This window comes from Eubacterium sp. An11 (assembly GCF_002161065.1).
GTDB lineage: Bacteria > Bacillota > Clostridia > Lachnospirales > Lachnospiraceae > Anaerobutyricum > Anaerobutyricum faecale.
Genome location: NZ_NFLV01000014.1, coordinates 48,895 through 75,605, shown reverse-complemented (window position 1 = coordinate 75,605; position 26,711 = coordinate 48,895). Strand labels below are relative to the sequence as shown.

The 26,711-nt window shown below is 46.6% G+C and carries 27 protein-coding genes; all 27 read left to right on the top strand.

From position 1 onward, the window contains the following. Positions 1-227, top strand: a 227-nt coding sequence (locus tag B5E53_RS19540) for a hypothetical protein (protein WP_204245522.1), incomplete at its 5' end; no start/stop codon positions are given. A gap of 26 nt (positions 228-253) precedes the next feature. Next, positions 254-1,210 carry a tRNA (adenosine(37)-N6)-dimethylallyltransferase MiaA gene (gene miaA, locus B5E53_RS11760; protein WP_343215643.1) on the top strand — a complete coding sequence of 319 codons (957 nt, stop codon included), beginning with the start codon at positions 254-256 and terminating at the stop codon, positions 1,208-1,210. Next, positions 1,203-2,507 (top strand): methionine gamma-lyase family protein, encoded by a 1,305-nt coding sequence (locus B5E53_RS11755; protein WP_087315247.1) that lies wholly within the window; start codon positions 1,203-1,205, stop codon positions 2,505-2,507. The genes miaA and B5E53_RS11755 overlap by 8 nt, the downstream gene beginning before the upstream one ends. Before the next feature lie 259 nt (positions 2,508-2,766). Further along, positions 2,767-3,465 carry a DNA repair protein RadC gene (gene radC, locus B5E53_RS11750; RefSeq protein WP_087315245.1) on the top strand — a complete coding sequence of 233 codons (699 nt, stop codon included), beginning with the start codon at positions 2,767-2,769 and terminating at the stop codon, positions 3,463-3,465. Positions 3,466-3,567: 102 nt separating this feature from the next. After that, a complete protein-coding gene (locus B5E53_RS11745) occupies positions 3,568-4,608 on the top strand; it encodes a rod shape-determining protein (protein WP_087315242.1) in 1,041 nt (346 codons plus the stop codon). Between the two features lie 30 nt (positions 4,609-4,638). Next, positions 4,639-5,508 (top strand): rod shape-determining protein MreC, encoded by an 870-nt coding sequence (gene mreC / locus B5E53_RS11740; protein ID WP_087315239.1) that lies wholly within the window; start codon positions 4,639-4,641, stop codon positions 5,506-5,508. Positions 5,509-5,580: 72 nt separating this feature from the next. Then, positions 5,581-6,096, top strand: coding sequence for a rod shape-determining protein MreD (gene mreD, locus B5E53_RS11735; protein ID WP_087315237.1), 516 nt, complete (start codon positions 5,581-5,583; stop codon positions 6,094-6,096). Continuing rightward, a complete protein-coding gene (locus B5E53_RS11730) occupies positions 6,089-9,013 on the top strand; it encodes a penicillin-binding transpeptidase domain-containing protein (protein WP_343215642.1) in 2,925 nt (974 codons plus the stop codon). The genes mreD and B5E53_RS11730 overlap by 8 nt, the downstream gene beginning before the upstream one ends. A 14-nt stretch (positions 9,014-9,027) precedes the next feature. Next, the gene (locus tag B5E53_RS11725; protein ID WP_087315233.1) at positions 9,028-9,786 is read left to right on the top strand and encodes a septum site-determining protein MinC; all 759 of its coding nucleotides are present in this window, start codon (positions 9,028-9,030) and stop codon (positions 9,784-9,786) included. A 21-nt stretch (positions 9,787-9,807) separates the two neighbouring features. Next, entirely contained in the window at positions 9,808-10,599 is a 792-nt protein-coding gene (gene minD / locus B5E53_RS11720) for a septum site-determining protein MinD (protein WP_087315231.1), read from the top strand. A 14-nt stretch (positions 10,600-10,613) separates the two neighbouring features. Then, on the top strand, positions 10,614-10,889 hold the full coding sequence (gene minE, locus B5E53_RS11715) for a cell division topological specificity factor MinE (protein ID WP_087315229.1): 276 nt from the start codon (positions 10,614-10,616) through the stop codon (positions 10,887-10,889). A 15-nt stretch (positions 10,890-10,904) separates the two neighbouring features. Then, complete coding sequence (locus B5E53_RS11710; RefSeq protein ID WP_087315227.1) at positions 10,905-12,023, top strand: FtsW/RodA/SpoVE family cell cycle protein; 1,119 nt, start codon at positions 10,905-10,907, stop codon at positions 12,021-12,023. A 17-nt stretch (positions 12,024-12,040) separates the two neighbouring features. Then, positions 12,041-12,436: a methylglyoxal synthase gene (locus B5E53_RS11705; protein WP_087281780.1), complete on the top strand. Its 396-nt coding sequence runs from the start codon at positions 12,041-12,043 to the stop codon at positions 12,434-12,436. Positions 12,437-12,503: 67 nt separating this feature from the next. Then, positions 12,504-13,484, top strand: coding sequence for a serine hydrolase (locus B5E53_RS11700; protein ID WP_087315225.1), 981 nt, complete (start codon positions 12,504-12,506; stop codon positions 13,482-13,484). A gap of 148 nt (positions 13,485-13,632) precedes the next feature. Next, positions 13,633-14,049 carry a twitching motility protein PilT gene (locus B5E53_RS11695; RefSeq protein WP_087315223.1) on the top strand — a complete coding sequence of 139 codons (417 nt, stop codon included), beginning with the start codon at positions 13,633-13,635 and terminating at the stop codon, positions 14,047-14,049. 247 nt (positions 14,050-14,296) lie between these two features. Beyond that, on the top strand, positions 14,297-15,247 hold the full coding sequence (locus tag B5E53_RS11685; RefSeq protein ID WP_087315219.1) for a TIGR01212 family radical SAM protein: 951 nt from the start codon (positions 14,297-14,299) through the stop codon (positions 15,245-15,247). Positions 15,248-15,249: 2 nt separating this feature from the next. Next, the gene (locus tag B5E53_RS11680) at positions 15,250-16,638 is read left to right on the top strand and encodes an HlyD family efflux transporter periplasmic adaptor subunit (protein ID WP_087315217.1); all 1,389 of its coding nucleotides are present in this window, start codon (positions 15,250-15,252) and stop codon (positions 16,636-16,638) included. Between the two features lie 55 nt (positions 16,639-16,693). After that, entirely contained in the window at positions 16,694-17,404 is a 711-nt protein-coding gene (locus B5E53_RS11675) for a YggS family pyridoxal phosphate-dependent enzyme (RefSeq protein ID WP_087315215.1), read from the top strand. A gap of 17 nt (positions 17,405-17,421) precedes the next feature. Then, positions 17,422-17,970 (top strand): cell division protein SepF, encoded by a 549-nt coding sequence (locus B5E53_RS11670; protein WP_242963654.1) that lies wholly within the window; start codon positions 17,422-17,424, stop codon positions 17,968-17,970. Positions 17,971-18,128: 158 nt separating this feature from the next. Beyond that, entirely contained in the window at positions 18,129-19,244 is a 1,116-nt protein-coding gene (aroB, locus tag B5E53_RS11665; protein ID WP_087315213.1) for a 3-dehydroquinate synthase, read from the top strand. Further along, on the top strand, positions 19,241-19,750 hold the full coding sequence (gene lspA, locus B5E53_RS11660; protein WP_087315211.1) for a signal peptidase II: 510 nt from the start codon (positions 19,241-19,243) through the stop codon (positions 19,748-19,750). The genes aroB and lspA overlap by 4 nt, the downstream gene beginning before the upstream one ends. A 161-nt stretch (positions 19,751-19,911) precedes the next feature. Further along, on the top strand, positions 19,912-20,787 hold the full coding sequence (locus tag B5E53_RS11655) for an RluA family pseudouridine synthase (protein ID WP_087315262.1): 876 nt from the start codon (positions 19,912-19,914) through the stop codon (positions 20,785-20,787). Between the two features lie 174 nt (positions 20,788-20,961). Next, on the top strand, positions 20,962-21,228 hold the full coding sequence (rpsO, locus tag B5E53_RS11650) for a 30S ribosomal protein S15 (protein ID WP_087281797.1): 267 nt from the start codon (positions 20,962-20,964) through the stop codon (positions 21,226-21,228). 236 nt (positions 21,229-21,464) lie between these two features. Continuing rightward, positions 21,465-22,121, top strand: a complete 657-nt coding sequence (locus B5E53_RS11645) for a tetratricopeptide repeat protein (protein WP_087315209.1) — start codon at positions 21,465-21,467, stop codon at positions 22,119-22,121. 413 nt (positions 22,122-22,534) lie between these two features. Next, positions 22,535-22,798, top strand: coding sequence for an HPr family phosphocarrier protein (locus B5E53_RS11640; protein WP_087281801.1), 264 nt, complete (start codon positions 22,535-22,537; stop codon positions 22,796-22,798). A gap of 25 nt (positions 22,799-22,823) precedes the next feature. Next, a complete protein-coding gene (gene ptsP / locus B5E53_RS11635; protein ID WP_087315207.1) occupies positions 22,824-24,530 on the top strand; it encodes a phosphoenolpyruvate--protein phosphotransferase in 1,707 nt (568 codons plus the stop codon). 119 nt (positions 24,531-24,649) lie between these two features. Beyond that, positions 24,650-26,656 (top strand): ATP-dependent helicase, encoded by a 2,007-nt coding sequence (locus B5E53_RS11630; protein ID WP_087315205.1) that lies wholly within the window; start codon positions 24,650-24,652, stop codon positions 26,654-26,656. The last annotated feature ends 55 nt before the right edge of the window (positions 26,657-26,711 follow it).

Here is a 26,711-nt window from a genome sequence, read left to right as displayed (position 1 = left end):
GAGAAGACGAGGTATTGATATGGTTTGACGACGACTGTGAGCGCAGGCGTCTGATTTATATTGACGAAATACAGCCAGGTACCAGTCTGCCGAAGTGGAGGAGGAGAACTTTTATCAATACCTTGTCTTCGGTAAAGCAGCCTTCTGTGGGCTGCAAAGAGATTTACAAATCCAAATTTGGAGCCCAAAAACCATCCGCAAATCATTTTTGTGGAATATTATCATAAAATGTAGAATATAAATGGATATGGATATGAAAAAAGAAAAGAAACCGCTGATTGTTCTCACCGGGCCTACGGCCGTCGGGAAGACGGCGTTGTCCATTGGATTGGCAAAGGCCGTGGGAGGGGAGATCATCAGTGCGGATTCAATGCAGGTATATAAAAAAATGAATATCGGTACAGCGAAAATCCTTCCGGAGGAGATGCAGGGGGTACCGCATTTTCTGGTGGACGTGCTGGAGCCGGAGGAAGAGTTTAATGTGGTCCGTTTCCAGCAGATGGCCAGGGAGGCCATGGAGCACATTTATGAGAGAGGGCATATTCCTGTTATTGTGGGAGGAACCGGATTTTATATTCAGGCGCTTCTTTATGACATTGATTTTTCTGTGCATGAGTCGGAAGAAACATACCGGCAGGAGCTTTCAAAACTGGCGCAGGAAAAAGGAAAAGAGTATCTGTATGGGATGTTGAAAGAGGTGGATGCGGAATATGCGGCGACTCTCCATGCCAATAATGTAAAGAAAGTGATCCGGGCGCTGGAATATTTTCATGAGACCGGGGAGAAGCTTTCTGTCCACAATGCCAGTCAGAGAGAAAAAAGTTCGCCGTATCGGTTTGTCTACTTTGTGCTGAATGACAAAAGAGAGGTTCTCTATGAGCGGATCAATGCCCGGGTGGATGCCATGATGCGGGAAGGCCTCCTGGAAGAAGTGAAAAGTCTGGTGAAGGACGGCTGCGGAAGAGAGATTGTATCCATGCAGGGGATTGGGTACAAAGAGTTTTTTGATTATTTTGATGGTAACAAAACGCTGGAGGAAGCGGTGGAGCAGGTGAAGCTTGATACCAGACATTTTGCCAAGAGGCAGCTGACCTGGTTCCGCCGGGAGAAGGATGTGATCTGGCTGAATAAGGGAGATTATGAGGGGGAGGACGCTCTTTTGGAAGAAATGCTCAGAATTACGGAGGAAAAAGGGATTTACCATGAATGAAGAAAAGCAGATTTTGGAACAATATTATGAATCAATGGGAATCAGCAGACCGGTATTCCGGTTTTGTTCAGAGATAGAAGAGAAACTGAAGGGACGTTTCGCAGAAATCGACGCGGTGGCAGAGTGCAACCAGATGAAGGTACTGGGGGCGATGCGAAAGAACAGACTCAGCGAAGCCTGCTTTGCGCCTACCACCGGATACGGATATAATGATCTGGGCCGGGAGACGCTGGAAAAAATCTATGCGGATGTGTTTGGCACGGAAGACGCACTGGTCCGTCCGCAGATTACCTGCGGTACTCATGCGCTGGCTTTGGCGCTGATGAGTCAGCTGCGTCCGGGAGATGAGCTGCTCTCTCCGGTGGGGAAACCTTATGACACCCTGGAGGAAGTCATCGGAATCCGCCCGTCCAACGGTTCCCTGGCAGAGTATGGGATCACCTATCGTCAGGTGGATCTCCTGCCGGATGGAAGCTTTGACTGGGAGGGAATTGAGAAAGCGCTCAATGATAAAACGAGAATGGTCACCATTCAGCGGTCCAAAGGTTATGCGTCAAGACCAACGTTATCTGTGAAGAAAATCGGAGAGCTGATCGCATTTATAAAAGAAAGAAAACCGGATGTTCTCTGTATGGTGGATAACTGTTATGGAGAATTTGTGGAACTGACGGAGCCTTCTGAAGTGGGGGCAGACCTGGTGGTGGGCTCTCTCATAAAGAATCCCGGCGGCGGGCTGGCGCCGATCGGCGGTTATCTGTGCGGTACGAAAGCATGTATAGAGAGAGCTGCTTACCGGCTGACATCGCCGGGACTGGGGAAGGAAGTGGGAGCGACGCTGGGCGTGACCTCGACCCTGACACAGGGACTCTTTCTGGCGCCTACAGTGGTAAAAGGCGCCTTAAAAGGTGCGATTTTTGCGGCCAATATCTATGAGACTCTTGGTTACCGGGTGATTCCGGATGGAAAAGAAAGCCGTCATGACATCATTCAGGAAGTGGAATTTCACGATCCGGAACTCATGACAGCGTTTTGCGAGGGGATTCAGGCGGCAGCACCGGTGGACAGTTTTGTGCGGCCGGAGCCGTGGGATATGCCGGGATATGATTCTCAGGTGATCATGGCGGCCGGAGCCTTTGTATCCGGTTCTTCCATTGAACTGAGTGCCGACGGCCCGATGAAAGAACCTTACGCCGTATATTTTCAGGGAGGGCTGACCTGGGAACATGCCAAGTACGGTATTATGATGTCCCTGCAGAAAATATACGAGACGGGAAAAATTCAGCTGCCGGAAGCATAGACGGTTTGGATTGCCGGATATTTGGTTTAAGGTAAGGATGCCTGCCCGCGAAAAACGGGACAGGATTCCATGAAAATCAGGACAGGATTCCGTGGAAACAGAAGAGAAAATGGTTTTTTATGTCATTTTTTTGTAACATAATACACAAAAAATTAAGGAAACCGCCACTGTTAAAGTATATACAAACCTTATTTTATATGTTAAAATATTTTACTAGGCCAGCTTTCTGATTTGCGCCTGGAGAGACAGGGGAGGCAGAATGGAGAAGCGGTTTAAGACAATGAAAGAGAGGCCGGCGACAGAACGGCCCTATGAGAAATGTCTGGAGTATGGACCTGAAAGTTTGAGTGACGGCGAGCTTTTGGCTGTGATTCTTCGGTCCGGCACCAGAGAGTGCAGTGCCCTGGAACTGGCGTGGAAAATTCTCGAAAAACATCCGGTTTACAAAGGTATTGCAGGATTGTATCATATGAAGATAGGGATGCTTAAGGAGATACCCGGGATCGGCAATGTAAAGGCCATCGAGATTCTGTGTATCCTGGAACTGTCCAAGCGATTATCCCGGGCGTCTGTGGCCAGAGAGGCCGATTTCAGTTCGCCGGATTATATTGCGGCTTACTATATGGAGAGTATGAGACATCTGGAAGAGGAGAGGGTGCTTTTGCTGTTGCTGGACGGCAAGCATCATCTCATGAAGGAAGTGTTTCTCTCCCAGGGGACAGCTAACAGCGCCTATGTGTCGGTGAAGTCTATTTTCATCGAAGCATTCCGTCATGAGGCAGTGCATCTCATACTGCTTCACAATCATCCGTCCGGATGTCCGGATCCAAGCAGAGAGGATCTGGTGCTTACCAGGAAGATCCGGGAAGCGGGAGAACTGCTGGGGATTCCTCTCACGGATCATATTATCATCGGAGACCGCTGTTTTACCAGTCTCCGGGAGCAGAAGATGATGTGAGGCCGGCACAGCCCCATAAGATACTGAGAATAAAGAGACAAAAAACAACCCGGAGCACAGTGCTCCGGAGATTCATAAAGATTTAGGAAAGGAGACATACCGATGTCCGAAAAAATATATGGAATTGACATGGGAACGAATTCCATTAAAATTTATCAAAAATCCGCAGGTGTTGTTGTACATCAGAAAAATATGATTGCTATGGTGAAAAAGAATGAGCCTATGGCCATGGGCGATGAGGCGTATTCCATGTATGAAAAGGCGCCGAAAAACATCGAGGTCAAGCATCCGATCGTGAACGGCGTTATCGCAGATTTTTCTGCCATGCAGACAATGATTCAGCTCTATTTTAAAGGGTTTAAGGGTAAAAAGGCAGCGGAGGGCCTGACGGCCAACGGAACATCGGAATTCTATATTGCGGTTCCAACAGACATTACGGAAGTGGAGAAGAGAGCATTCCATGATCTGATTGCCAGCTCCTCTCTGAAGACAAAGAAGATCCGTCTGGTGGAGAAACCGATTGCAGACGCGCTGGGCGCCGGACTTGATGTGATGGATGCGACAGGACGTTTGATCGTCAACATCGGAGCAGATACCACTGAGATCAGTCTGATTAGTCTGGGAGGAATTGTCCAGAGCCGTCTCCTTAAAATCGGAGGTACAAGATTTGATGAAGCCATCCAGCAGGCAGTAAAGAAAAAACATAACCTGGTGATCGGCATGAAGAGTGCGGAGCGTCTGAAAATGCAGCTGGCCAGCGGTATCAAAGAAGAGGAAGAAGTGACGTATGATGTCATGGGACGTAATCTGATCACAGGTCTTCCAAACAAAGTGACAGTGACCAACCATCTGATTTATGATGCCATGTCCGAGAGTATGTCCTCTGTCATTGACGCCATTAAGTTTATTCTGGAGAAGACTCCGCCGGAACTGTCCATGGATATCATGCATGACGGTATCTGTATGACCGGCGGCTCCACGCATATCAAGAATCTAGATCTGCTGATTCAGCAGGAGACAGGCCTTTCTATCATGAAGATGGAGGAGCCGGAACTTACGGTGGTCAAAGGCCTTGGAATGATCATGGAGAATCCGGAATATGAGAGAATTGCCAACAATTTTCTGGAGTCCGATTTCCGATAGAAGACAGACAGTATAGTTGGGAGTGGAATTATGAAACATCGCCGTAATTTTGAATTCTCGCCGAAAATGCTTTTGATCCTGCTCACAGTGATCTGCATGCTCCTTGTATCGGTGAGCGTCCTGTTCAAGGATGCGACGAAGCCTTTTACCAATATTGTGGCAGCTGTGGTGATACCGATGCAGGATGGAATTAATTCTGTCGGCGTGTGGGTCAGCGACCGTTTCAGTTCCATGCAGAGCATGGACGACCTTCGGGCGGAAAATGAAGAACTGAGACAGCAGGTGGAGGATCTGACGCAGCAGAATGAGAGCCTGAGCAGCGACCAGCAGGAGCTTGAAGAGCTGCGGTCTCTGCTTTCACTGAGTCAGCAGTACGCGGACTACACCAAAGTCGGCGCGAGGGTGATCAGCAGCGGCAGCGGCAACTGGTATGAGAATTTCATTATTAATAAAGGTTCTGATGACGGGATTGCGGTCAATATGAATGTACTTGCAGGAGACGGCCTTGTGGGTATTGTGACAGAAGTAGGAAAGAACTACGCCAGAGTGCAATCCATTATCAGTGATGACAGCAGTGTCAGTGCCATGTCTGTCACGACCTCAGATACCTGTGTGGTGAAGGGAAACAGTGAGTCTGCGCACAGAGACGGCGTCATCGACGTAACGTACATCAGCAAGGATTCAACAATGGCGGACGGAGATGAACTGGTAACTTCCAATATCAGTTCCAAATATCTCCCCGGGCTTAAGATAGGTACGGTCAGCGGCATCGAGATGGATTCCTCCAATTTGACGAAGTCGGCGGTGATCACGCCGGTGGTGGACTTTCAGCATATTGATGAGGTGCTGATTATCACACAGTTAAAAGAGGTGCCGGCTGGCAGTGAAACTGCAGATTAGAAATGTATCGGCGGAAATTCGGCATCAAAGCAGATGCCGTTCTTTCCGCCGATTGTATAAGAAGGGATATTTATGAGGCGGATAGTAGTGACAGCCATTACCATACTGGTGTGCTTTTTGCTGCAGACATCAGTGTTTGACCTGTTCAAACTGGCGGATACGGTGCCGAATGTTCTGCTGATTCTTGTGGCGTCGGTATCTGTCATGCGGGGACAGAAAGAGGGAATGCTTACGGGATTTTTCAGCGGTCTGCTGCTGGATATTTTTTATGGTTCCTGGCTGGGAGGATTTGCATTTTTATATATGTTCTTTGGTTTTGTAGATGGCCTGTTCAATCAGATCTATTATTCAGATGACAATTTTCTTCCCGTCATTATGATCGGGGTCAATGATCTGGTTTACGGGATTTTCATGTATGTGGTCTATGGACTTTTACAGAATCATATGCGCATATTGTTTTATATCAGAAGCATTATTTTACCGGAAATGGTCTACACGATCGCGGTGGGACTGATTTTATATCAGATTCTTCTGCGGATCAACGACTGGCTTGAGAAAAAGAATAAAGGAAGTGCAGATTTTGTTTAAGAAGAGCCTGAAAATAGACGGAAATAAATTAAAAAGGCAGTTAAAAGAAGTTGTTTCCAATCGTCTGGTCATTGTGGGCATCCTTGTTATCTTTCTGTTTTGTCTTCTGGTGTACCGCCTTTTTGTACTGCAGATCGTGGAAGGGCAGGAACACCTGGACAGCTTCAATTACAAGGTGGAGAGAACCATTGAGACCAGTGGTTCCCGGGGAAACATTTACGACTGCAACGGCAAACTGCTTGCTTACAATCAGCTGGCTTATTCAGTGACGCTGGAAAGTACCGATAAGACGGAAGAACTGGCCAGGGAGCGCAGCAAAGAGGAGAACCGGGATGTCTCCGAAAACGAAATCCGAAATGAAGTGATCTATAATCTCATAGAACTGCTGGAATCCAACGGGGACGAGATCCAGTACGATCTTCCGCTGGAGATCAATGGAAAAGGCAATCTCACCTTTACGGAATCGGGAAGTACTCTCCGGCGCTTCAAACAGGATATATATGGAATAAGCAACGTGGATGATATGACAGGAGAAGAGAAAGATAAAGCGGAAAAATGGCTGAATTCTTCTCCGGAAGAAGTGTACGAGTATCTGCGCATGGGAACAGACGGACCGACCGGTTCCGGACGCATGTTTGAGATATCGGATGACTATTCCATGGAGGACACATTGAAGATCATGTCTGTCCGGTATGATCTTTATATGAACCGGTATTCACAGACGACGCCGATCACAGTGGCCTCTAATATCAGCAACGAGAGTATTGCGGCGCTGTCAGAGCGCCATGACGAATTTCCGGGAGTTGAGATCAAGACGGATTCTCTCAGAAAATATAACGATGCCAAATATCTGGCGGGAATCATCGGATATACCGGCGTGATTTCCGAAGATGAGCTCAATGAATATAACAGTGCCGGGGGAGATTATGAGGCCAATGATGTGATTGGTAAAACCGGCATTGAGAAGACCATGGAGACTACGCTCCAGGGCAAAAAGGGAAGCCAGAAGGTGCTGGTGGACAATCTGGGCAAGATCATCCAGGAAGTGGATTCCACAGAAGCGACTGCCGGCAATGACGTGTATCTGACCATTGATCTGGATCTTCAGAAATACGCCTATAATATTCTGGAGCGGCGTCTGGCCGGTATTGTGCTGGCTCATCTTACTACTGCGGATGACGGCGGCAGCAGCAATATGATTCCGATCAAAGATGTATATTTTGCTCTGATCGACAATAATATCATTGATATAACCAAACTGAACCGCAAAAAAGCAGAAAAAAATGAAAAAGAAGTGTATCAGATTTATCAGAAAAAACAGAGTTCTGTTATGAAGACTTTGCGAAATGAACTGAGCAATGGCACAACGGCCAGAAAAGATCTCAGTGATGAACGCAAAGAATATACGGATTACATCTATGATATGCTGGTGGATAATGAGATTTTGTCCTCTACATTGATCGATGAGACCGATGAGGCATATCAGAAATGGGAAGAAGGCAGCAGTACTCTGAAGGCCTTCCTGCAGCATGCCATCAACAGCGAGTGGGTGGATATTTCTGCTCTGGATATTGCGTCGGATTACTATTCCAGTGATGAGATATATAATGAATTGATTGATTATATTATTAATGCATTGCAATCAGATGAAGCATTTGATAAAATTTTATATAAATACATGATCAAAAACGGGGACCTGAGCGGCAAGAGGGTATGTATGCTCCTGTTTGACCAGGGGGTTCTTAATAAAGATAAGGACGAGGATTATGATGCTCTGCGGAGTGATCAGATGTCCGCCTATAATTTCATGTATGAAAAAATAAGAAAAATTGAGATTACGCCGGCACAGCTGGCGCTGGACCCTTGTTCCGGTTCGGTCATCATCACTGATCCGGATACCGGAGAAGTGCGGGCTATGGTGTCTTATCCAAGTTACGATAATAACCGGCTGGCCAACGGCATTGACTCTGATTATTACGCTTCTCTGAACAGTGATAAGTCTTCTCCGATGTTGAATCGCTGTACTCAGACCAGAACGGCGCCGGGCTCCACCTTCAAACCGGTTTCTGCCACGGCTTCGCTGGAAGAGGGGATCATTGATGAGAATGACTATGTTCGCTGTGTGGGTATATTTGAGGAGATCACACCGAGTCCGCGGTGCTGGATTTATCCAAGCGCCCATGGCCCGTTGAATGTCAGCGGGGCCATCGCGGTGTCCTGTAACTACTTCTTCTATCAGATGGGGTATAATCTGGGAAGCACCAACGGTGTATACAGCAGCGAGACAGGTCTTCAGAAACTGGCCAAATATGCGGCTTATTATGGCCTTGACAGAAAGTCCGGTGTGGAGATCACGGAATACGAACCGCATATTTCCGACGAGGACGCCGTTCGTTCCGCCATTGGACAGGGTACACACAGTTATACGCCAGTGCAGCTTTCCCGCTATGTGACCTCTCTTGTAAATGAGGATAACCTGCTGGGACTTTCTCTCATTGAGAAAACGACGGATTCGGAAGGAAATGAACGTACCACTTTCGAGAAGAAGGTGGAGGACGAGCTGGATGTCAGCGATAAGACTTTCAGCCTGATCCGACAGGGTATGCGGGACGTGGTCAACGGACCGAACAGTACCATCCGTTCCCTTTATGAGAAGCAGGGTCTGAAAGTGGCGGGCAAGACCGGTACCGCTCAGGAAAATACAGAGCGGCCAAACCACGCGCTGTTTATTTCTTATGCTCCGTATGATGATCCGGAAATCACCATGACTGTGGTCATGCCAAACGGATATACCTCCGTCAATGCGGCGGCGGTTGCGAGAGATATTTACAAATATTATTTCAATAAAGCCAGCAAGGATGAAAAGAAAGCGACAACGGCGCTGATGCCGTCCGGAGGCGACAGCAGTAATGACTAGAGACAGGAGGAAGTATGAAGAGTTCCGTTATTATTAAAGGAAATAAGTATGGATTTCAGATTGTGTTAAATCCTACCCTTCCTTTTGAGGAACTACTACGCGAGGTGGCGGAAAAGTTCAGAGAGTCCATTCGGTTTTTTGATTTCAGCCAGTCCATCGCAGTAAGCTTTGAGGGAAGAGATCTTACACAGGGAGAACAGAATTTACTGGTAGATACCATTGTGGAGAACAGCGGCCTGAAGATTAATTATATCATTAATGGCGGAAAGGCCGTGGAAACAGAATTTGCGGAAGCTCTGTCCGACGTCGCGGAAGACGAGGACATGGAAGAAGATACTGAAGAGGAGGAGCAGCCGGAGGTGAATTTTCCGGAAAATATCATCGGAAAAAACGGGCAGTTTTACCGTGGAACCCTCCGCTCCGGACAAAAGATAGAAGTTGACGGCAGTATCGTTGTCCTCGGGGACATCAATCCGGGCGCACAGATCATTGCGGGAGGCAACGTGGTTGTTCTCGGATGCCTGAAAGGAACCGTCTATGCCGGATATCCCCAGGACAGAGGCGCATTTGTGGCGTCGTTGATGATGGAGCCTATGCAGATTCAGATTGGTGACTGCATTGCCAGGTCTCCGGACCAGAAAGCGAAAAAACAGAAGACAGGAAGAAAAAAGAACCAAAAGCAGCTGGAAGCAAAACTGGCTTTTGTAGAAAATGACAGCATTTTCATTGAGACGATCACCCGGTCGCTGATCAGTGAAATAAGCATCAGTTAAGGTTATAAAAGGAGATTGAAGATGAGTGAAGTAATTGTAATTACATCAGGAAAAGGCGGTGTGGGCAAAACCACGACCACGGCCAACATTGGTACAGGACTTGCGAAAATGGGCAAAAAGGTTGTCATGATCGATACAGATATCGGACTCCGGAATCTGGATGTGGTTATGGGACTGGAGAACAGAATCGTCTATAATCTTGTAGATGTGATTGAGGGAAACTGCAGGGTGAAACAGGCGATGATCAAAGATAAAAGATACTCCAATCTCTTTTTACTTCCTTCTGCGCAGACAAGAGATAAAAGCTCTGTCAATCCGGAGCAGATGAAAAAACTGGTGGACGAACTCAGGGATGAGTTCGATTACATACTGCTTGACTGCCCGGCGGGCATTGAGCAGGGCTTCAAAAATGCTATTTCCGGTGCGGACCGGGCGTTGATCGTGACCACGCCGGAAGTGTCTGCCATCCGGGATGCAGACCGGATCATCGGCCTGCTGGAGGCCAATGATTTAAAGAGGATTGACCTGGTAATCAACCGGATCCGTATGGATATGGTCAAGCGGGGAGATATGATGTCTGTGGAGGATGTCATTGATATCCTTGCCATTGACCTCATCGGGGTAGTGCCGGATGATGAGAGTATTGTGGTGGCTACCAATGAGGGAGAGCCTCTGGTGGGGAAAGATACGCAGGCCGGACGTGCCTTTGAGAATATCTGCCACAGAATCCTGGGAGAAGAAGTACCGTTTATGGAATTCGATGTGGACGGCATTTTTAAGAAGATCATCGGTTTATTTAAACGGGGTTACTAAAGGAGGAAGACAAAATGGGGTTCATAGATACATTTTTCAGAAAAAGGTCTTCCGGAACGATGGCAAAGGACAGACTGAAGCTGGTGCTGGTCTCTGACAGAGCCAGCTGTTCTCCGGAGACATTGGAGATGATAAAGAATGATATCATCGAAGTGATATCCAAATATATGGAGATTGATACCCAGGGCCTGGATATACAGATTACCCAGACAGAGACGGAAGAAGGCAGCGGCAACGGACCGGCGCTTTATGCCAATATTCCAATCAAAGAGGTACGCTTTCACAGATGATGTTAGGAGGCTTGCATGTTAAGACAGAAATACCAGTTTAAAAATTATAATTGGATGTTGGTGATTGCTGTGATGGTTCTTTGCGGCCTGGGAGTGCTGTTTATCAACAGTGCTGACAGTACGTATACCAGCCGGCAGTTTCTGGGACTTTTGGTCTGCACAGCCGTGATGTTTTTCCTGTCTGTGGTCAATTATAATTTTATCGGTGACTACAGCAGGATTCTGTATGTGCTGAACCTGATTCTGCTGCTGCTGGTAAAAGTTCCGGGCCTGGGCGTCAATGTCGGAGGTGCAACCAGGTGGCTGAATCTGGGATTTACCAGAATACAGCCGTCAGAGTTTACAAAGATTTTTATGATCATATTTGTGGCGGTCTATATTCAGGAGCACGAAGAGGATTTCAATGAATGGAAGAATCTCATAAAGCTGGCGGCTTTATGTGCGGTTCCGCTTTTCCTGGTGGTGGCAGAACCGGATTTGTCGACGACCATTGATATTACCTTTATTCTTCTGGCCGTCATTTTTGTGGGAGGACTGAATATCAAACTGATTCGCCGCTGTATCATTATCGGAATTCCGCTGATGGCTTTGTTTATCTGGTATATTCAGACCCCGAATCAGATTCTGCTGCAGGATTATCAGGTGACGAGAATCATGACCTTTTTAAATCCTTCCGAGTATGCCGATACCACTGCCTATCAGCAGGAAAACTCAGAAATGGCCATCGGATCCGGACAGCTCTATGGAAAAGGTCTTAATAATAATACGATTTCCGAAGTCACGGTAACCGATACCGGACTTGTGTCGGAACAGCAGACAGACTTTATTTTTTCCGTTATCGGCGAGGAAGCAGGATTCATCGGAAGCATTATTGTTATTGCATTATTTGCGATAGTAGTGATACAATGTTTAATAATAGCCCAGCGGGCCAAAAATATAAGTGGAAGGCTGATCGCAACGGGAGTGGCGGCCTGGATAGGATTCCAGACCTTCATTAATATCGGAGTGGCAACGCATTTTCTTCCGAATACAGGACTGACGCTTCCGTTCATGAGTTATGGACTGACTTCACTGCTGAGCTGCATGGCGGGGATTGGACTGGTGCTCAATATCGGTCTGCAACGACATTATTAGTTATAGGAGGGGTTTTAATGAATGTGGGATTGATCGCTCATGATGGCAAAAAGAAACTGATGCAGAATTTCTGCATCGCATATCGAGGCATTTTAAACAAACATGAATTATTTGCAACTGCGACAACCGGAAGGCTGATCGAAGAAGTGACAAACCTGACTGTGCATAAATATCTGGCAGGTCCTCTGGGAGGAGAGCAGCAGCTGGGATCGCAGATCGAACACAATCTGATTGATATGGTGATTTTTTTGAGAGATCCCCTGAATCAGAAGACACATGAGCCGGATTTATTCAATGTAATGCGGTTATGTGACATGCATAATATCCCGCTGGCAACGAATCTGGCGACGGCGGAGCTTTTGGTTATGGCTCTTGACCGCGGCGATCTCGAATGGCGGGAAATGTATCGCTGATGTGAAAATATGCATATTCCCCGGGAATATGCCGGTACACATATAACAAAGACGAAAAGAGAGGCATATGAGACAGAAACGAATATTTGCCCGTTTGGGCTGGATTCTGATGCTGGCTATCCTGTGTGTGAACCTGTCCGGATGTATACAGAATCCTTTTCAAATTACGAATTCCTACGAATCTTACTATTCCAGTCAGGAGGAAAAAGAAACAGAAGGATTGGAGGGGATGGCGGCAGATCTGGCTGTTCTGGATGCCGACCATGAGAATACGGCCGGGTATCAGAGCAATGATTATGCGGACTTACTGATCAATGACAGTACCAATGAGGTAATGAAGTCGTATCGCTGTTTTGAGCGTGTGTATCCTGCAAGTATTACCAAAATCATGACAGCGCTTCTCGTACTGGAAAATGGAAATCTGGACGATGAGATCACGCTGGATCATGATATTGAGCTCAATGAGGATGGCGCGGTGGTTACCACCCTGTCCAAAGGAGATACCGTGACGGTAAATGAAGCGTTCCACGGGCTGCTTGTCAAATCGGCCAATGACTGCGCTGTGATCCTGGCGGAATATATTGCCGGCAGCGAAGAGAAGTTTGTGGATATGATGAATGAGAGGGCAAAAGAACTGGGGGCGACCCACACACATTTTGCAAACCCTCACGGTCTGCATGAAGATGACCATTACACGACGGCTTATGATTTATATTTAATATTCAAAGAAGTGGTAAAGTATGACACATTTCTTGATACTGCTTCTCTGAAAGACTATACTATGACTTATGAGACTGCCGACGGCAGAGAGGTCGGAGAGTATATGCAGAGTACGGATCAGTATCTTCTCAATGCGTATTCTGTTCCGGATGGTGTCACTCTGTATGGAGGAAAAACAGGGACAACCTCCATGGCAAGATCCTGCCTGATCCTTATGTCGGAAAATGAAGCGGGAGAGCGTTTCTTTTCTGTGGTAATGGGGGCGGAAACCCATGAAGATTTGTACAAATCCATGACGGAATTGTTAGAAAATATTGTGAATAATTGAATTAATGGTTGTGATTTTACGCTGTTTCAACTATAATGTATATAGAAATCAGTACAATAACTGCCTGCCAGAGGACAGCACTTTTCGAAAGAGAAGAGTGTCGTCTTCTGACAGGCAGTCAACAATATAATTTAAGGAGGACACCAACATGATTGAAATTATTGCAGGACTGAAAGGACACGGTAAAACCAAAATATTAATTCAGAAAGTCAATGATGATATCAAACTGACCAAAGGTACAATTGTCTATCTGGACAAAAATAATAAACATATGTATGAGCTGAGCAATCAGATTCGTCTCATTGTAGTTCCGGAATTTAATATTGAGAATACAGATATGTTCATCGGATTTATCGCAGGTATTTTATCCCAGGATCACGATCTGGATAAGATTTATCTGGACAGTTTCCTGACAACCGCATGTATTGACGGTAACATGGATTATGCGGTAAGCAAGCTCAACGCATTGTCAGAGAAATACGATGTTGATTTTGTGATCAGCGCTTCCGCTGACAAAGCGGATATGTCCGAGGATGTACAGAAATACGTAACCGTTTCATTATAAGAGTACATACTGGAGATTATGAGGGTGTTACAAAAAGGAGGAAGACAGCCGACAGGGATTGAAGGTCTCTGATAGTAAGACAGGCTGGCGGACGATCTTTTGGAACACCCTTTTTCTGTCTGTAGAAAACGATTGGTTTAAAGGGCCAAAAAAGAAGAAACCCGGAAAGTCAGAATGCAGGCTCTGTTTTGTCCGTCGGTGCAAAACAGATGAGAGTGTGAAGAAGAGGAAAGGATGAAAAGGCGGCATGGAAGACAACAGAATCTATTATTCTTATAGTGAATATTTAAAGAAAAAATACGGGGAGAAAGTATATAAGCTTCCTGTAAATCTTCCGGTGTCCTGTCCCAACCGAAAAGAAGGGGCCGGATGTTCCTTCTGCGCGGAGGAGGGAACCGGGTTTGAGGCCGCCGGAGCCATGGTTCCCGTCCGGGAACAGCTGATGGCATCGAGGGAAAAGGTAGAAAAAAGATATCATGCCAAAAAATTTATTGCTTATTTTCAAAATTATACCAACACATTTCTTCCTCTTGACACTCTGCGGGCGTACATGCAGCAGGCGGCAGAGGTAGAGAGCATCGTGGAAGTCTGTCTTTCCACAAGGCCGGACTGCATTCGGAAGGATTATCTCAGGGCCATGGCGGATTTCCGGGCGGAGACAGGCCTCGAGGTATCGCTGGAACTGGGATTGCAGACGGTGAATTACCATACGCTGCGAAAGGTAAACCGGGGACACGGACTGGCGGAATTTCTGGATGCGGTGCTTGCCATCGCTCCGTATAAGTTTCCGGTATGTGTGCATATGATTTTGAATCTGCCGGGGGATACCATGGAGGATGCCAAAGAATCAGCAAGAATTCTGTCAGCACTGCCGGTATCCATGGTGAAGCTCCATTCGTTATATATCCCTAAAAAATCTGTATTGTATCAGGAATACAGAAATGGTAGAATATCCATATGCGCAAAAGAGGAGTATCTGGAGCGGCTGGCGGAGTTTATCGCGCTGCTTCGCCCGGATATTGCGGTGGAACGGCTCTTCGCCAGAATACCGGAGAAAGATTCCGCGTTCTGTAACTGGGGACACAGCTGGTGGAAGCTCACCGATGAGTGGACGGCTCTGATGAAGGAAAAACAATATGTGCAGGGAGTACATTGTGATTATTTAAACGGCGCGGCATTAAACAGATGGGGATTATAAAGATGGCAAAGAAAAAAGGAAGAAAACGGTTATCTGTCATAAATCTGGGAACAGTAGTGTTTCTGGTGATCATCATATATCTGACGGCCTATGTGATTCGATATCTGGGCAAAGAAAAGCTTGCCATTTATGAGGTCAGTGAGAGCAACATGTCGGAGAATATCAGCGGGACAGGCATGATACTTCGGGAAGAGACCCTGATCACCACGGAAGAAAAGGGATATGTGAATTATTACGTCAAAGACGGATCACGGGTCAGGAAGGATGGAATCGTCTACACTCTGGATACCACAGGAAAGCTGCAGTCGTATCTCAATGAGCTCCTGGAAGAGAAAAACACAGTCAGCGATGAGGAAAAACAGCAGGTATATAAAGATTTGCAGACTTTTTCCGACAGTTTTTCCGATGATAATTTTTCGGAAGTTTACGAAGCAAAAAGTGAAATTAATCATGATCTGATGTCTTATACTGACACGATTCTTGCAGATAATAAAGATCAGCTGGAAGAAGAGTACGGAAGCGGAAGTTACGTGGAAGTGAGAGCCGGCGAATCCGGTCTGGTATCTTTTTTCTCCGACGGAATGGAGAAGGTTACAGATGCAACCTTTACCAAAAAAGACTTTGACAATGGTTCCAGGATGGAGGATCTGCGGAGCAGAGAGGAACTCAGTGCGGGTTCCCCGGTTTATCGTATGGTCACCGGGCAGAACTGGACTTTGGTGATCCCGGTGAATGAGGATGACTATAACCGTATGAAGAACCTTGAAAAAAAGGATATCCATACGGTGCAGGTAACTTTCCGCGCGGATAATTTTGTCACCAACGCGTCTTTTGAGTGCCAGAAAAAAGAAGACAGCTGTTATGTGATGCTGAAGTTTGATAATTATGTACAGCGATACATCAATCAACGTTATCTTTCTGTGCGGCTTCAGCTTTCTGAGACCAGCGGTCTGCAGATTCCGGCCAGTTCGCTGGTTCAGAAGGATGTCTATAAAATACCGGCGGAATATCTGACCAGGGGCAGCAACAGCAGCAGTGATAATCAGGTTAACGTCCTGTCGAATAATAAAAATGGCGAGGAGATACTGACACAGGTTACTGTGACCAAGTACCGGACAGAGGGGGAGAATGTTCTGATTGCTTCCGATAAGCTGAAAGCGGGCGACAGGATTTCCAATGTGGAAAAAGCAAAAACCTATACATTGAAAGAAACCAGCGTGCTGCAGGGCGTGTATGTGGTAAACCGGGGATATGCGGAATTTAAGCCGGTGACGATTCTGGAACGAACGGAAGATTACTGTATCATCTCCGCGGATGACAGTGATGTGGAACTGTATGACCGGGTGATCTTAAACAGTGAGACCATCAAAGAGAATCAGGTTATCTATTAGAGAACTTATATATATTTCGTGTGCCGTTTTAAAGTAGGCGGCAGAGGGAGGAAAAATGTTAGAAGAAAATGTAGCTTTGGAAGAAAATCTGGCAAAGGTAAAAGAAAATATAAAGGCTGCCTGTGAGAGAGCCGGAAGAGATGCCGGGGAAGTAACTCTGGTCGCTGTCAGCAAGATGAAACCGCTGGAGGATATTGAGACGCTTCTTAAAGTCGGACAGCTGGAGTACGGGGAGAATTACGTGCAGGAACTTTGCGAGAAAGAGGAGCATGTGAGCCGGCCGGTTCACTGGCATATGATCGGGCATCTTCAGACCAATAAGGTGAAATATATCATTGATAAGGTGGTACTGATCCATTCTGTGGATTCTGTGCATCTGGCAAAACAGATTGAAAAAGAGGCCGCAAAGAAAAATATCACAGCACAGATTCTTCTGCAGGTGAATGTGGCTGAAGAAGATACTAAATTCGGCATGGATACCGATGAAGTGCTCAGGATGGCAGAGGAGATCAGTCAATTTCCTCATGTGCATATCCGGGGTCTGATGACCAGTGCTCCATTTGTGGAAGACCCGGAAGAAAACCGCTGTTATTTCAGAAAATTACATAAATTATTTGTTGACATTGGAGAAAAAAACATTGATAATGTAACTATGGACATTTTATCCATGGGTATGACGAATGATTATGAGGTTGCCATTGAAGAGGGAGCCACCATGGTTCGGGTGGGAACCGGTATCTTTGGCGAGCGCGATTACAATAAATAACAGGGAGGAACAAAGGAATGGTAAAGTTCGCTGAGAAGTTTTTGAACATGATGACCTTAAATGATTCAGAAGAAGACACATCGGAAGAATTCGAAGAAGAATACGACGAAGTGACAGAAGAACCTGAGGAAGAGCCGGCAGCGGAAGAGGAACCGCAGCAGCATAAGAAACCGATTCTTTCCTTCCGTCGTAAGAAAAAAGAATCCGAAGAAGAACCGCTGGAAGAAGAAGAGACAGAAAGAAGAGTAATCCCATTTCATGGAAGACAAGAAGAAGGTGAAGTCGTGAAAGTTGTAAAACCACAGTTATTTAATGAGGCACGTGTTGTCGCTGAGTTTTTGAAAGACGGAATTACCGTTGTTGTGAATCTGGAAGGTATTGAGATTGGAGAAGCACAGAGAATCGCTGATTTTATCGGTGGGGCATGTTTTGCCATCGATGGAACGCTGAAGGCGATTTCCAACAATATTTTTATTGTGGCTCCTGGTAATATTGAGGTGTCCGGTGACCTGAAAGATGAAATTATCAGTGACAGCATGATTTCTCCTGAATTAACGAAGTTTTAGAGAACATTTTTCATGACAGGCAGAGCGCCTGTGCGGCGGAATATCTGCTGTTTCAAAGAGAAAACAGCGAGGAGGCCGGACGGCGGCTCTGCCATTTCTTATGTCGGATGAACGCCAACAAATAGATGCCCGTCGGGCTGAAAATGCAGGAGGAGAATATGTTAGAAAAACGTTTGGAAGTAAAAGCAGATGGAAAAAAGGTATATGACATCATAATTCGTGACACCTTTGAGGGACTGGCCAAAGAACTGGCTCCTTTCGGCACAGAGGAACGGAAGCTCTGTATTGTGACAGAGAGAAATGTTTCGTCCTACTACCTCAATGAGGTACAGGAGATCCTGGAAAAGGTGAGTGCCAGAGTGGATATTTTTATTTTCCAGGAAGGAGAAGCCAGCAAGAATCTGGACACAGTCAGCCAGCTGTACCGGTATCTGATTCAGCACGAATATGACAGAAAAGACATGCTCGTTGCCCTGGGCGGCGGCGTGGTGGGAGATCTGACCGGTTTCGCGGCAGCCACTTATCTGAGAGGAATTGACTTTGTGCAGGTTCCGACCAGTCTGTTGTCCCAGGTGGACAGCAGCATCGGAGGCAAGACCGGTGTGGACTTTCAGTGTTATAAAAATATGGTCGGTGCCTTTTATATGCCAAAATTAGTCTATATCAATATTAATACCTTAAAAACGCTCTCCGAGAGAGAATTCCACAGCGGCCTTGGCGAGGTGATCAAGCACGGGCTGATCCGTGATAAGGAATACTATAACTGGATCAGGGAGAATAAAGAAGCCATTGCGGAGAGAGAGCCGGAGGCCATGGCGGTGATGGTAGAAGGAAGCTGCCGGATCAAGAGAGCTGTGGTGGAGGAAGATCCGAAAGAACAGGGAATCCGTGCCCTGCTGAATTTCGGTCATACCTTCGGACATTCCATTGAGAAATTGATGAACTTCCGGCTGACCCATGGAGAATGTGTGGGGATCGGATGTATCCTGGCGGCGTCCATGTCCAGAAAGAGAAATTATATTTCCAGAGAAGAATACGACGATATTGTGCGTATATTCCGGTATTTTGATTTCCCGGAACTGCCGGCAGAGCTTAAATGCGAAGAGATTGTCCGTGAGACAAGACATGATAAAAAAATGGAACATGGTTCCATCAAATTTATTTTGTTAAAAGCAGTGGGGGAAGCGGCAATCTGCAGGGATGTCACAGAAGAAGAAATGCTGGAAGTCTTTGAAGAGCCAGACAGCCGGACGAAGTCGGGAGGCCAGGCATGAAAAGGGAAATCAAAATGTTCATTGGCTGTGTGTTTCTGATCCTTCTGGATCAGGTCACAAAGCTTCTGGCGCTGCAGAACCTGAAAGGACAAAATCCGGTCACCCTCATTCCGGATGTCTTCCAGCTGCTCTATGTGGAAAACCGGGGAGCGGCCTTTGGCATTCTGCAGAACCGTCAGTGGGTGTTCCTCATCATCACGGTGATCGTTCTGGCGGCGCTTGTCTGGGCGCTGCCGAAGATCCCGCAGGAGAGACATTTCCTGCCCCTCACCCTCTGTCTGTGTTTTATCGGAGCCGGTGCGGTGGGAAATATGATCGACCGGATTTTCCGTGGATATGTGGTTGACTTTTTTTATTTTAAACTGATAGATTTTCCGGTCTTTAACGTGGCGGATATATATGTGACCACGGCGGCGGTCATTTTGATTGTGCTGATCGTATTTTTGTATAAAGAAGAAGATTTTGACCGGATTTTCCCGAAAAAAGACAAACGAGGGACAGAATGAACGAAATGAGAGAAAAGAATCAGCGGCAAAACGGCAGTGGCTGGGAGTCGTCCGGGCAAATTTGGGAAAAAACGGTCGGACAGAATGAAAAGAACCGGGACGGACAGGACAGCCAGGAGGAACAGAGATATTATTACACCGTGGAAAAAGAACAGGAAGGAATGCGCCTTGATCAATTTCTGGCAGCGGAACTGACGGAACATTCCCGTTCCTATATTCAGAAGCTGATCAGAGAAGGACGGGTGACGGTCAATGACAAGGCCATGAAACCCGGCGGAAGAATTCAGGCCGATGACAAGATCCTGATGACGGTGCCGCCGCTTCAGGAGCTCAGTGTGCTGCCGGAAGAAATGGATCTGGATATCCTCTATGAAGACGAGGATGTCATTCTGATCAACAAACCGAAAGACATGGTGGTGCATCCGTGTCCGGGAAGATATTCGGGAACGCTGGTGAACGGGCTTCTGGCCCACTGTCAGGACAATCTTTCCGGTATCAACGGCGTGCTGAGGCCGGGAATCGTGCATCGCATCGATAAGGATACCACCGGAGTGCTGGTGGTGTGCAAGACAGATCTGGCGCACCGGAGCCTGGCGGAGCAGCTGAAAGAACATTCCATCACGAGAAAGTATGAAGCCATCGTTTACAATAATATTCCGGAGGAGGAAGGGACGGTGGACGCGCCCATCGGCAGGAATCCTTCTGACCGGAAAAAGATGGCGGTGGAATACAAGAACGGAAAGCGGGCGGTGACCCATTACCGGGTGATCGATCATCTGAACCATCAGTTTAATCATATTGAATGTCAGCTGGAGACGGGGCGTACTCATCAGATCAGGGTTCACATGGCCAGTATCGGCCATCCGCTTCTGGGAGATGAGATATACGGCCCGAGAAACGGCAGAAAGGGACTGGAGGGACAGTGCCTCCATGCAAGGGTGCTGGGCTTTGTCCATCCGAGGACAGGAGAGTACATGGAATTTGAGGCTCCCCTGCCGGAATATTTTAAAGAACTTCTGCGAAAACTAAGCATCTGAAAAACTGAGCAGCCGAAACAGAAAAAAATTCTTTACAAACATTTTTCCGTATGGTAAACTTGCTAAAGTGTCTGCGTGAGAAGAAGGCGCAGGCGGACATAACCTTTGCCAGGATATGGAGTTACTCCGACCTTGTCTTCGTAAAGGTGTTTATAATTGAAGGAGGATTAGAACATGATCACAAAGGAAATGAAACAGGAACTGATTGCAAAATATGGAAGAAAAGAAGGAGACACTGGTTCACCGGAAGTACAGGTTGCCATCCTTACAGCAAGAATCAACGACCTTCAGGATCACTTCAAGGCTAACCCGAAGGATCATCATTCCAGAAGAGGTCTTCTGAAAATGGTAGGTCAGAGAAGAAACCTTCTTGCATATCTGAAAGCAAAAGATATTGAGCGTTACAGAACCTTAATCGAGCAGTTAGGATTAAGAAAATAATACAAAGGACGAGACGGCGCTGCATCCCCCGGGGTACGGCGCCTTTTTCCTGCGCGAAAAAAGACGCTTACAGTGTGGCGGACAGCTGTCAGGGACAGTGTTTGTTCACATTCTGCCAGTTGTTTTTTTAACGAAAATAAGATAGAATAAGACAGGAAATACAGCTGTGCCGACAGGAAGACAGCTGGTAACACAGAGACTGTTTATGGAACAGAGGAAAGTAAGAGGTTGTTTGTATGAGCAGATTATTGCGGGGAATCATAGCAGCAGCAGTCGTCGTTCTGATCATTGCCGGTATCTGGCAGTGGAGAGAATACGGCACAAAACAGGATCTTCGGGATGATGCTCTGCTGTATTTTGACGAAGAAGATTATTCGAAGACCATCCAGTATCTGGAGAGTGCCCTGGACAGACATTCTCTGTTTGCAGGCAGACTCAATCATGATATGACCTGTTATCTGGCGGAGAGTTATTATCAGCTGGAAGATTATGAGGAAGCAGAGGCGATTTATGACAAACTCATCGCATCTGATTCCAAAGAACCCAGATACTATCAGTTAAAAGGCAGATGCGCCAGAGATGCCGGCGATTATAAGCGGGCCATGGACATTTATTCCCAGGGCTGGGAAGCCACAGAGGACAGTATGTTCTTAAAAGATATCTGCGATATTTATCTGGAGCAGGGAGATTATGAAAATGCCCTTTCCTTTACGGAGCAGGGAATTGCTGCCGGAGGAGACAACAAGGGAGATTTCATGTATCAGAAGGTTATTATTTATGAGCGTTCACAGGATTATGAAGCTGCCTATGAGGCAGTGCAGGAGTACTGTGAGCTGTTCCCAAATGACGAGGATGCACAGAAAGAACGGACGTTTTTATCCACAAGGATATAAAGATATTGCCGGGCAAATCGGTTGACACTATATCCAAACAATGGTAAAATTAGTCCTATAAAATAACTAAGGGGACATAAAAAATAGAAAAAAGTCTGTAGATATTTTCACAAAAAAAGGGGTTCTTTTGTAATTTACCTAAATTGTGATGTATGGCAGTTCTTTTTTTGTTTATACTGCATGTTATGATTGTCATTTCCATGGGGATGATAAGGAAGCGGCATGCAGTCTGCGGTATCGCGCGTAAGCCGCCGTCAGCAGAGAGAGGCGGACGGTGGAACTATAATACTAATCCAACATGCATCTACCAGCAGTGAATTGATCCGGTTATTTTTATTCTGTTATTCTATAACATGACAGCGGCTTTTCAGGAAGCTGTTTCATAACTTTTTAAAGAAAAGGAGAAGAATATTATGGTATCACAAAAAATCACAATCAACAATCCACAGGGACTTCACATGAGACCAGCAGGTGTTTTTGCAAAAGGTGTTGCAAAGTTTGAGAGCGATGTAACAATCCACTTCAACGGCAAAGACATCAATGCAAAGAGCCTCCTCAATATTATCGGCGCATGTATCAAATGCGGTTCCGAGATCGAACTGGAATGTAACGGACCAGACGAAGAAGAAGCTTTAAAGACAGCTGTAGAATTAATCGAATCTGGTTTAGGAGAATAATGTAAATAATATAGAGGTGGAAATCATGTATACTGGTATTGGTGCATCTGCCGGGATTGGTATTGGTTCCGTAGTGATTGTGAAGGAACCATCTCTGGCATATGATAACGTTGCAGTAAGCGATATCGCTGCTGAAAAAGAACGTTTTAACAATGCACTGGAGAAATGTATTGCTAAGACGCAGGCTATGGCAGAAGACATGAAGACCCGCGTGGGGGAAAAAGAGGCAGAAATTTTAGAGGGACATGTCCTGCTGTTAATGGACCCGGAAATGACGAGTCAGATTAACGACAAGATTGAGAATGAAAAAATGTGTGCGGAGGCCGCTGTAGAGCAGGTCTGCGACATGTACGCACAGATGTTTTCCTCCATTGAAGATGAAATGTTCCAGCAGAGAGCAACAGACGTCTGTGATATCAAAACACGACTTCTGAAGATCCTTCTTAATGTGGAAGATCTGGATCTGGCGGCTGTTCCGGCAGGAACAGTTCTTGTGGCGGAGGATCTGACGCCATCTATGACTGCCGGTATTAATCCAGCCAACGTGGCCGGAGTGCTGACAGAGATTGGTGGAAAGACTTCCCACTCTGCAATTCTTGCAAGAGCTCTTGAGATTCCTGCTGTACTGAGCATCGAAGGAATCGTAAGTAAGGTGGAAAATGGACAGACCGTTATTCTGGACGGTTCCACCGGTCAGGTTTTCCTGTCTCCGGATGAGGCTACTCTTAAGGAATATACAGCCAAGAGAGAAGAATATCTGGCTGAGAAGGCTGCTCTTCAGGCCTTCGTCGGCAAACAGAGCGTTACAGCTGACGGCCATGTGGTTGAGCTGTGCGCAAACATTGGTAAACCGGAAGACGCGTTGAAAGTTGTGGAATGTGACGGAGAAGGCGTAGGTCTCTTCCGTACAGAGTTCCTTTTCATGGATCGTCCGCAGGTTCCGACAGAAGACGAGCAGTTTGAAGCATATAAGAAGGTTGCTGAGACTTTGTCCGGCAAACCGGTGATCATCCGTACACTGGATATCGGCGGAGATAAAGAGATTCCATATCTTGGACTTGGCAAAGAGGAGAATCCTTTCCTTGGATTCCGTGCCATCCGTCTCTGTCTCAAGAGACCGGATCTGTACCGTCCGCAGTTAAGAGCTCTGCTTCGCGCGAGCGCTTACGGCGAGATTAAGATCATGGTTCCGATGATTTCCTGCGTGGATGAGCTTCGTGAAGTGAAGGCAATGATTGAGGAGATCAAAGCAGAACTTGACGAGAAAGGCATCCCGTACAATAAGGATATCAAGGTTGGTATCATGGTGGAGACACCGGCGGCCAGCCTGATGGCAGATGCTTTCGCAAAAGAAGCAGATTTCTTCAGTATCGGTACCAATGACCTGACAGGATATACCATGGCGGTTGACCGTGGTAACCCGGATGTGGCTTATCTGTACTCTACCTATAACCCGGCAGTACTTCGCTCCATCGAGAGAGTGATCAAGGCCGGCAAGGCGGAAGGAACGATGGTTGGTATGTGTGGAGAGGCAGCAGCTGATCCTCTGCTGACACCATTGCTGCTTTCCTTCGGACTGGATGAGTTCAGTGTGAGCGCAACTTCCATTCTGGCCACCAGAAAGACCATTTCTCTCTGGACCATGGAAGAAGCCAATGCTGTGGCTGAAAAAGCAATGTCTCTGGTTACAGAAGCAGAAGTTAAAGCATATCTGGAATCAGTTGCAAAATAAAAATATATCAGAGATTATTCTGAAGCAAAGGAGAAAGGGTGTTTTTATAAACACCCTTTTTTTCCGCACAGAGCACAAAGTGTCAGCTAGAAGACAGGCACCTGTAGAGGATGGAGATTATGAGCGCAGAATTTAACGATGAACAGAAGAAAGCAATCACCCACAAAGACGGGCCGGCTATGGTACTGGCCGGACCAGGGTCCGGGAAAACCATGGTGATCACTTACCGGGTGAAGTGGCTCATAGAACAGGCAGGGGTGCATCCGTCGCAAATCCTTGTCATCACGTTCACGAGAGCGGCAGCAAGAGAGATGCAGCAGCGTTTTGAAAAACTGATGGAGGGGCAGAATGTGCCGGTTATGTTTGGCACTTTTCATTCCGTTTTTTTTATGATTCTTCGTTATGCATACCGCTATACGGGGGCAAATATCGTCCGGGAGGAAGACCAGCGAAGATACATAAAAGAGATGATTGACGAAAAAGAGCTGGAGATTGAGGATGAGACAGAATTTCTCACCGGTGTTCTCAATGAAATCAGTTATGTCAAAGGCGAGATGATGGATTTATCTCTGTACCACAGCAGCAACTGTGCCGATGAATTGTTTCGGGAACTCTATGAGGGATATGAAAAACAGCTCCGGAGCCGTCAGATGCTGGATTTCGACGATATGCTGGTTTTCTGTTATGAGCTGCTGAGGGACCGGCCGGATATTTTAAAGATGTGGCAGGAGCGCTTTTCTTATATTCTGGTGGATGAATTTCAGGATATCAACCGGATTCAGTATGAAATTGTGAAAATGCTGGCGGGAGAGAAGGCCAATCTGTTTATTGTCGGCGACGATGACCAGTCCATCTATCGTTTTCGGGGAGCCAAACCGGAAATCATGCTGGGATTTGAGAAAGATTATCCGAAAGCAAAGAGGATGATTCTGAATATCAATTACAGATGCAGTCAGGAGATTGTGGACGGGGCAAGGCGGCTCATCAGTCATAATACAAAACGGTTTGCCAAAGAACTCACGGCGGCCCGGGGAAGCCGGGTCCCCATTGTGTACCGGCAGTTTGACAATGTGGGTGCCGAGTGCGCCGATATTGTCAATGCGATCCGCTTTTATATGAAAAAGAAGATACCGCCGGAGCAGATGGCGGTGATTTTCCGGACTAACACGCAGCCAAGACTCCTGGCCGGGCGGCTGATGGAGTATAATATTCCCTTTCAGATGCGGGATGTGCTGCCTAACATTTTCGAACATTGGATTGCACGTAATATCATCACCTATCTGAAACTTGCCATGGGGAACAGAGACCGAAAACTTTTTCTCCAGATTATGAACCGGCCGAAACGGTACATTTCACGGAAAATGCTCACGGAGCCGGAGGTGGACCTGACGGCGCTCAAGCAGCAGACGTTTGGAAAAAGGTGGCTCTACGAAAAAGTCGACAAGCTGGAGATGGATTTATATTTATTGAAGAAGATGGAGCCCTATGCGGCCATCCAGTACATCAGAAACGGCATTGGTTATGAGGAATATCTTGCCGAGTACGCAGCTTTCAGGCGGATGAGCCCCGATGATCTGACAGAAATCCTTGATCAGATCCAGGAGAGTGCCAAAGGTTATCACACAACGGAAGAGTGGTTTGCCTATATTGAAAATTACGGGGAAGAATTGAAAAAGCAGATCGAGGCAGGCCGGCGCATGGATAATAATGGAGTTACTCTCACCACCATGCACAGTGCCAAGGGCCTGGAATACGAAGTGGTCTTTGTGATGGATATGAATGAGGGCGTTACCCCTCATAAGAAGGCGGTGAAAGATGCGGACCTGGAAGAAGAGCGCCGGCTCATGTACGTGGCTCTCACCCGGGCTAAAACCTACCTGTTTCTGTATTCAGTGAAGGAAATGTATCAAAAAGAAGCGAAGCCTTCCCGGTATCTGGCGGAAATCCGTTACGATACACAGTCTTTCCAGGCAGGACAGCGCATTAGACATAAGAAATACGGGGAGGGAACCATCGTTGGCGTAGACGGCGATAAAATTACTCTGCGGTTTGATAAAAACCCCCGCACAAAAATGTTTTCCCTGCGTTTTCTGACAGAACAGGGGCTGATCTCGACGGTTTCCTGAAAGGAAGTTTAAAGAAATCATCTTCCACAAGGGATGGCATTTATGATACAATAAA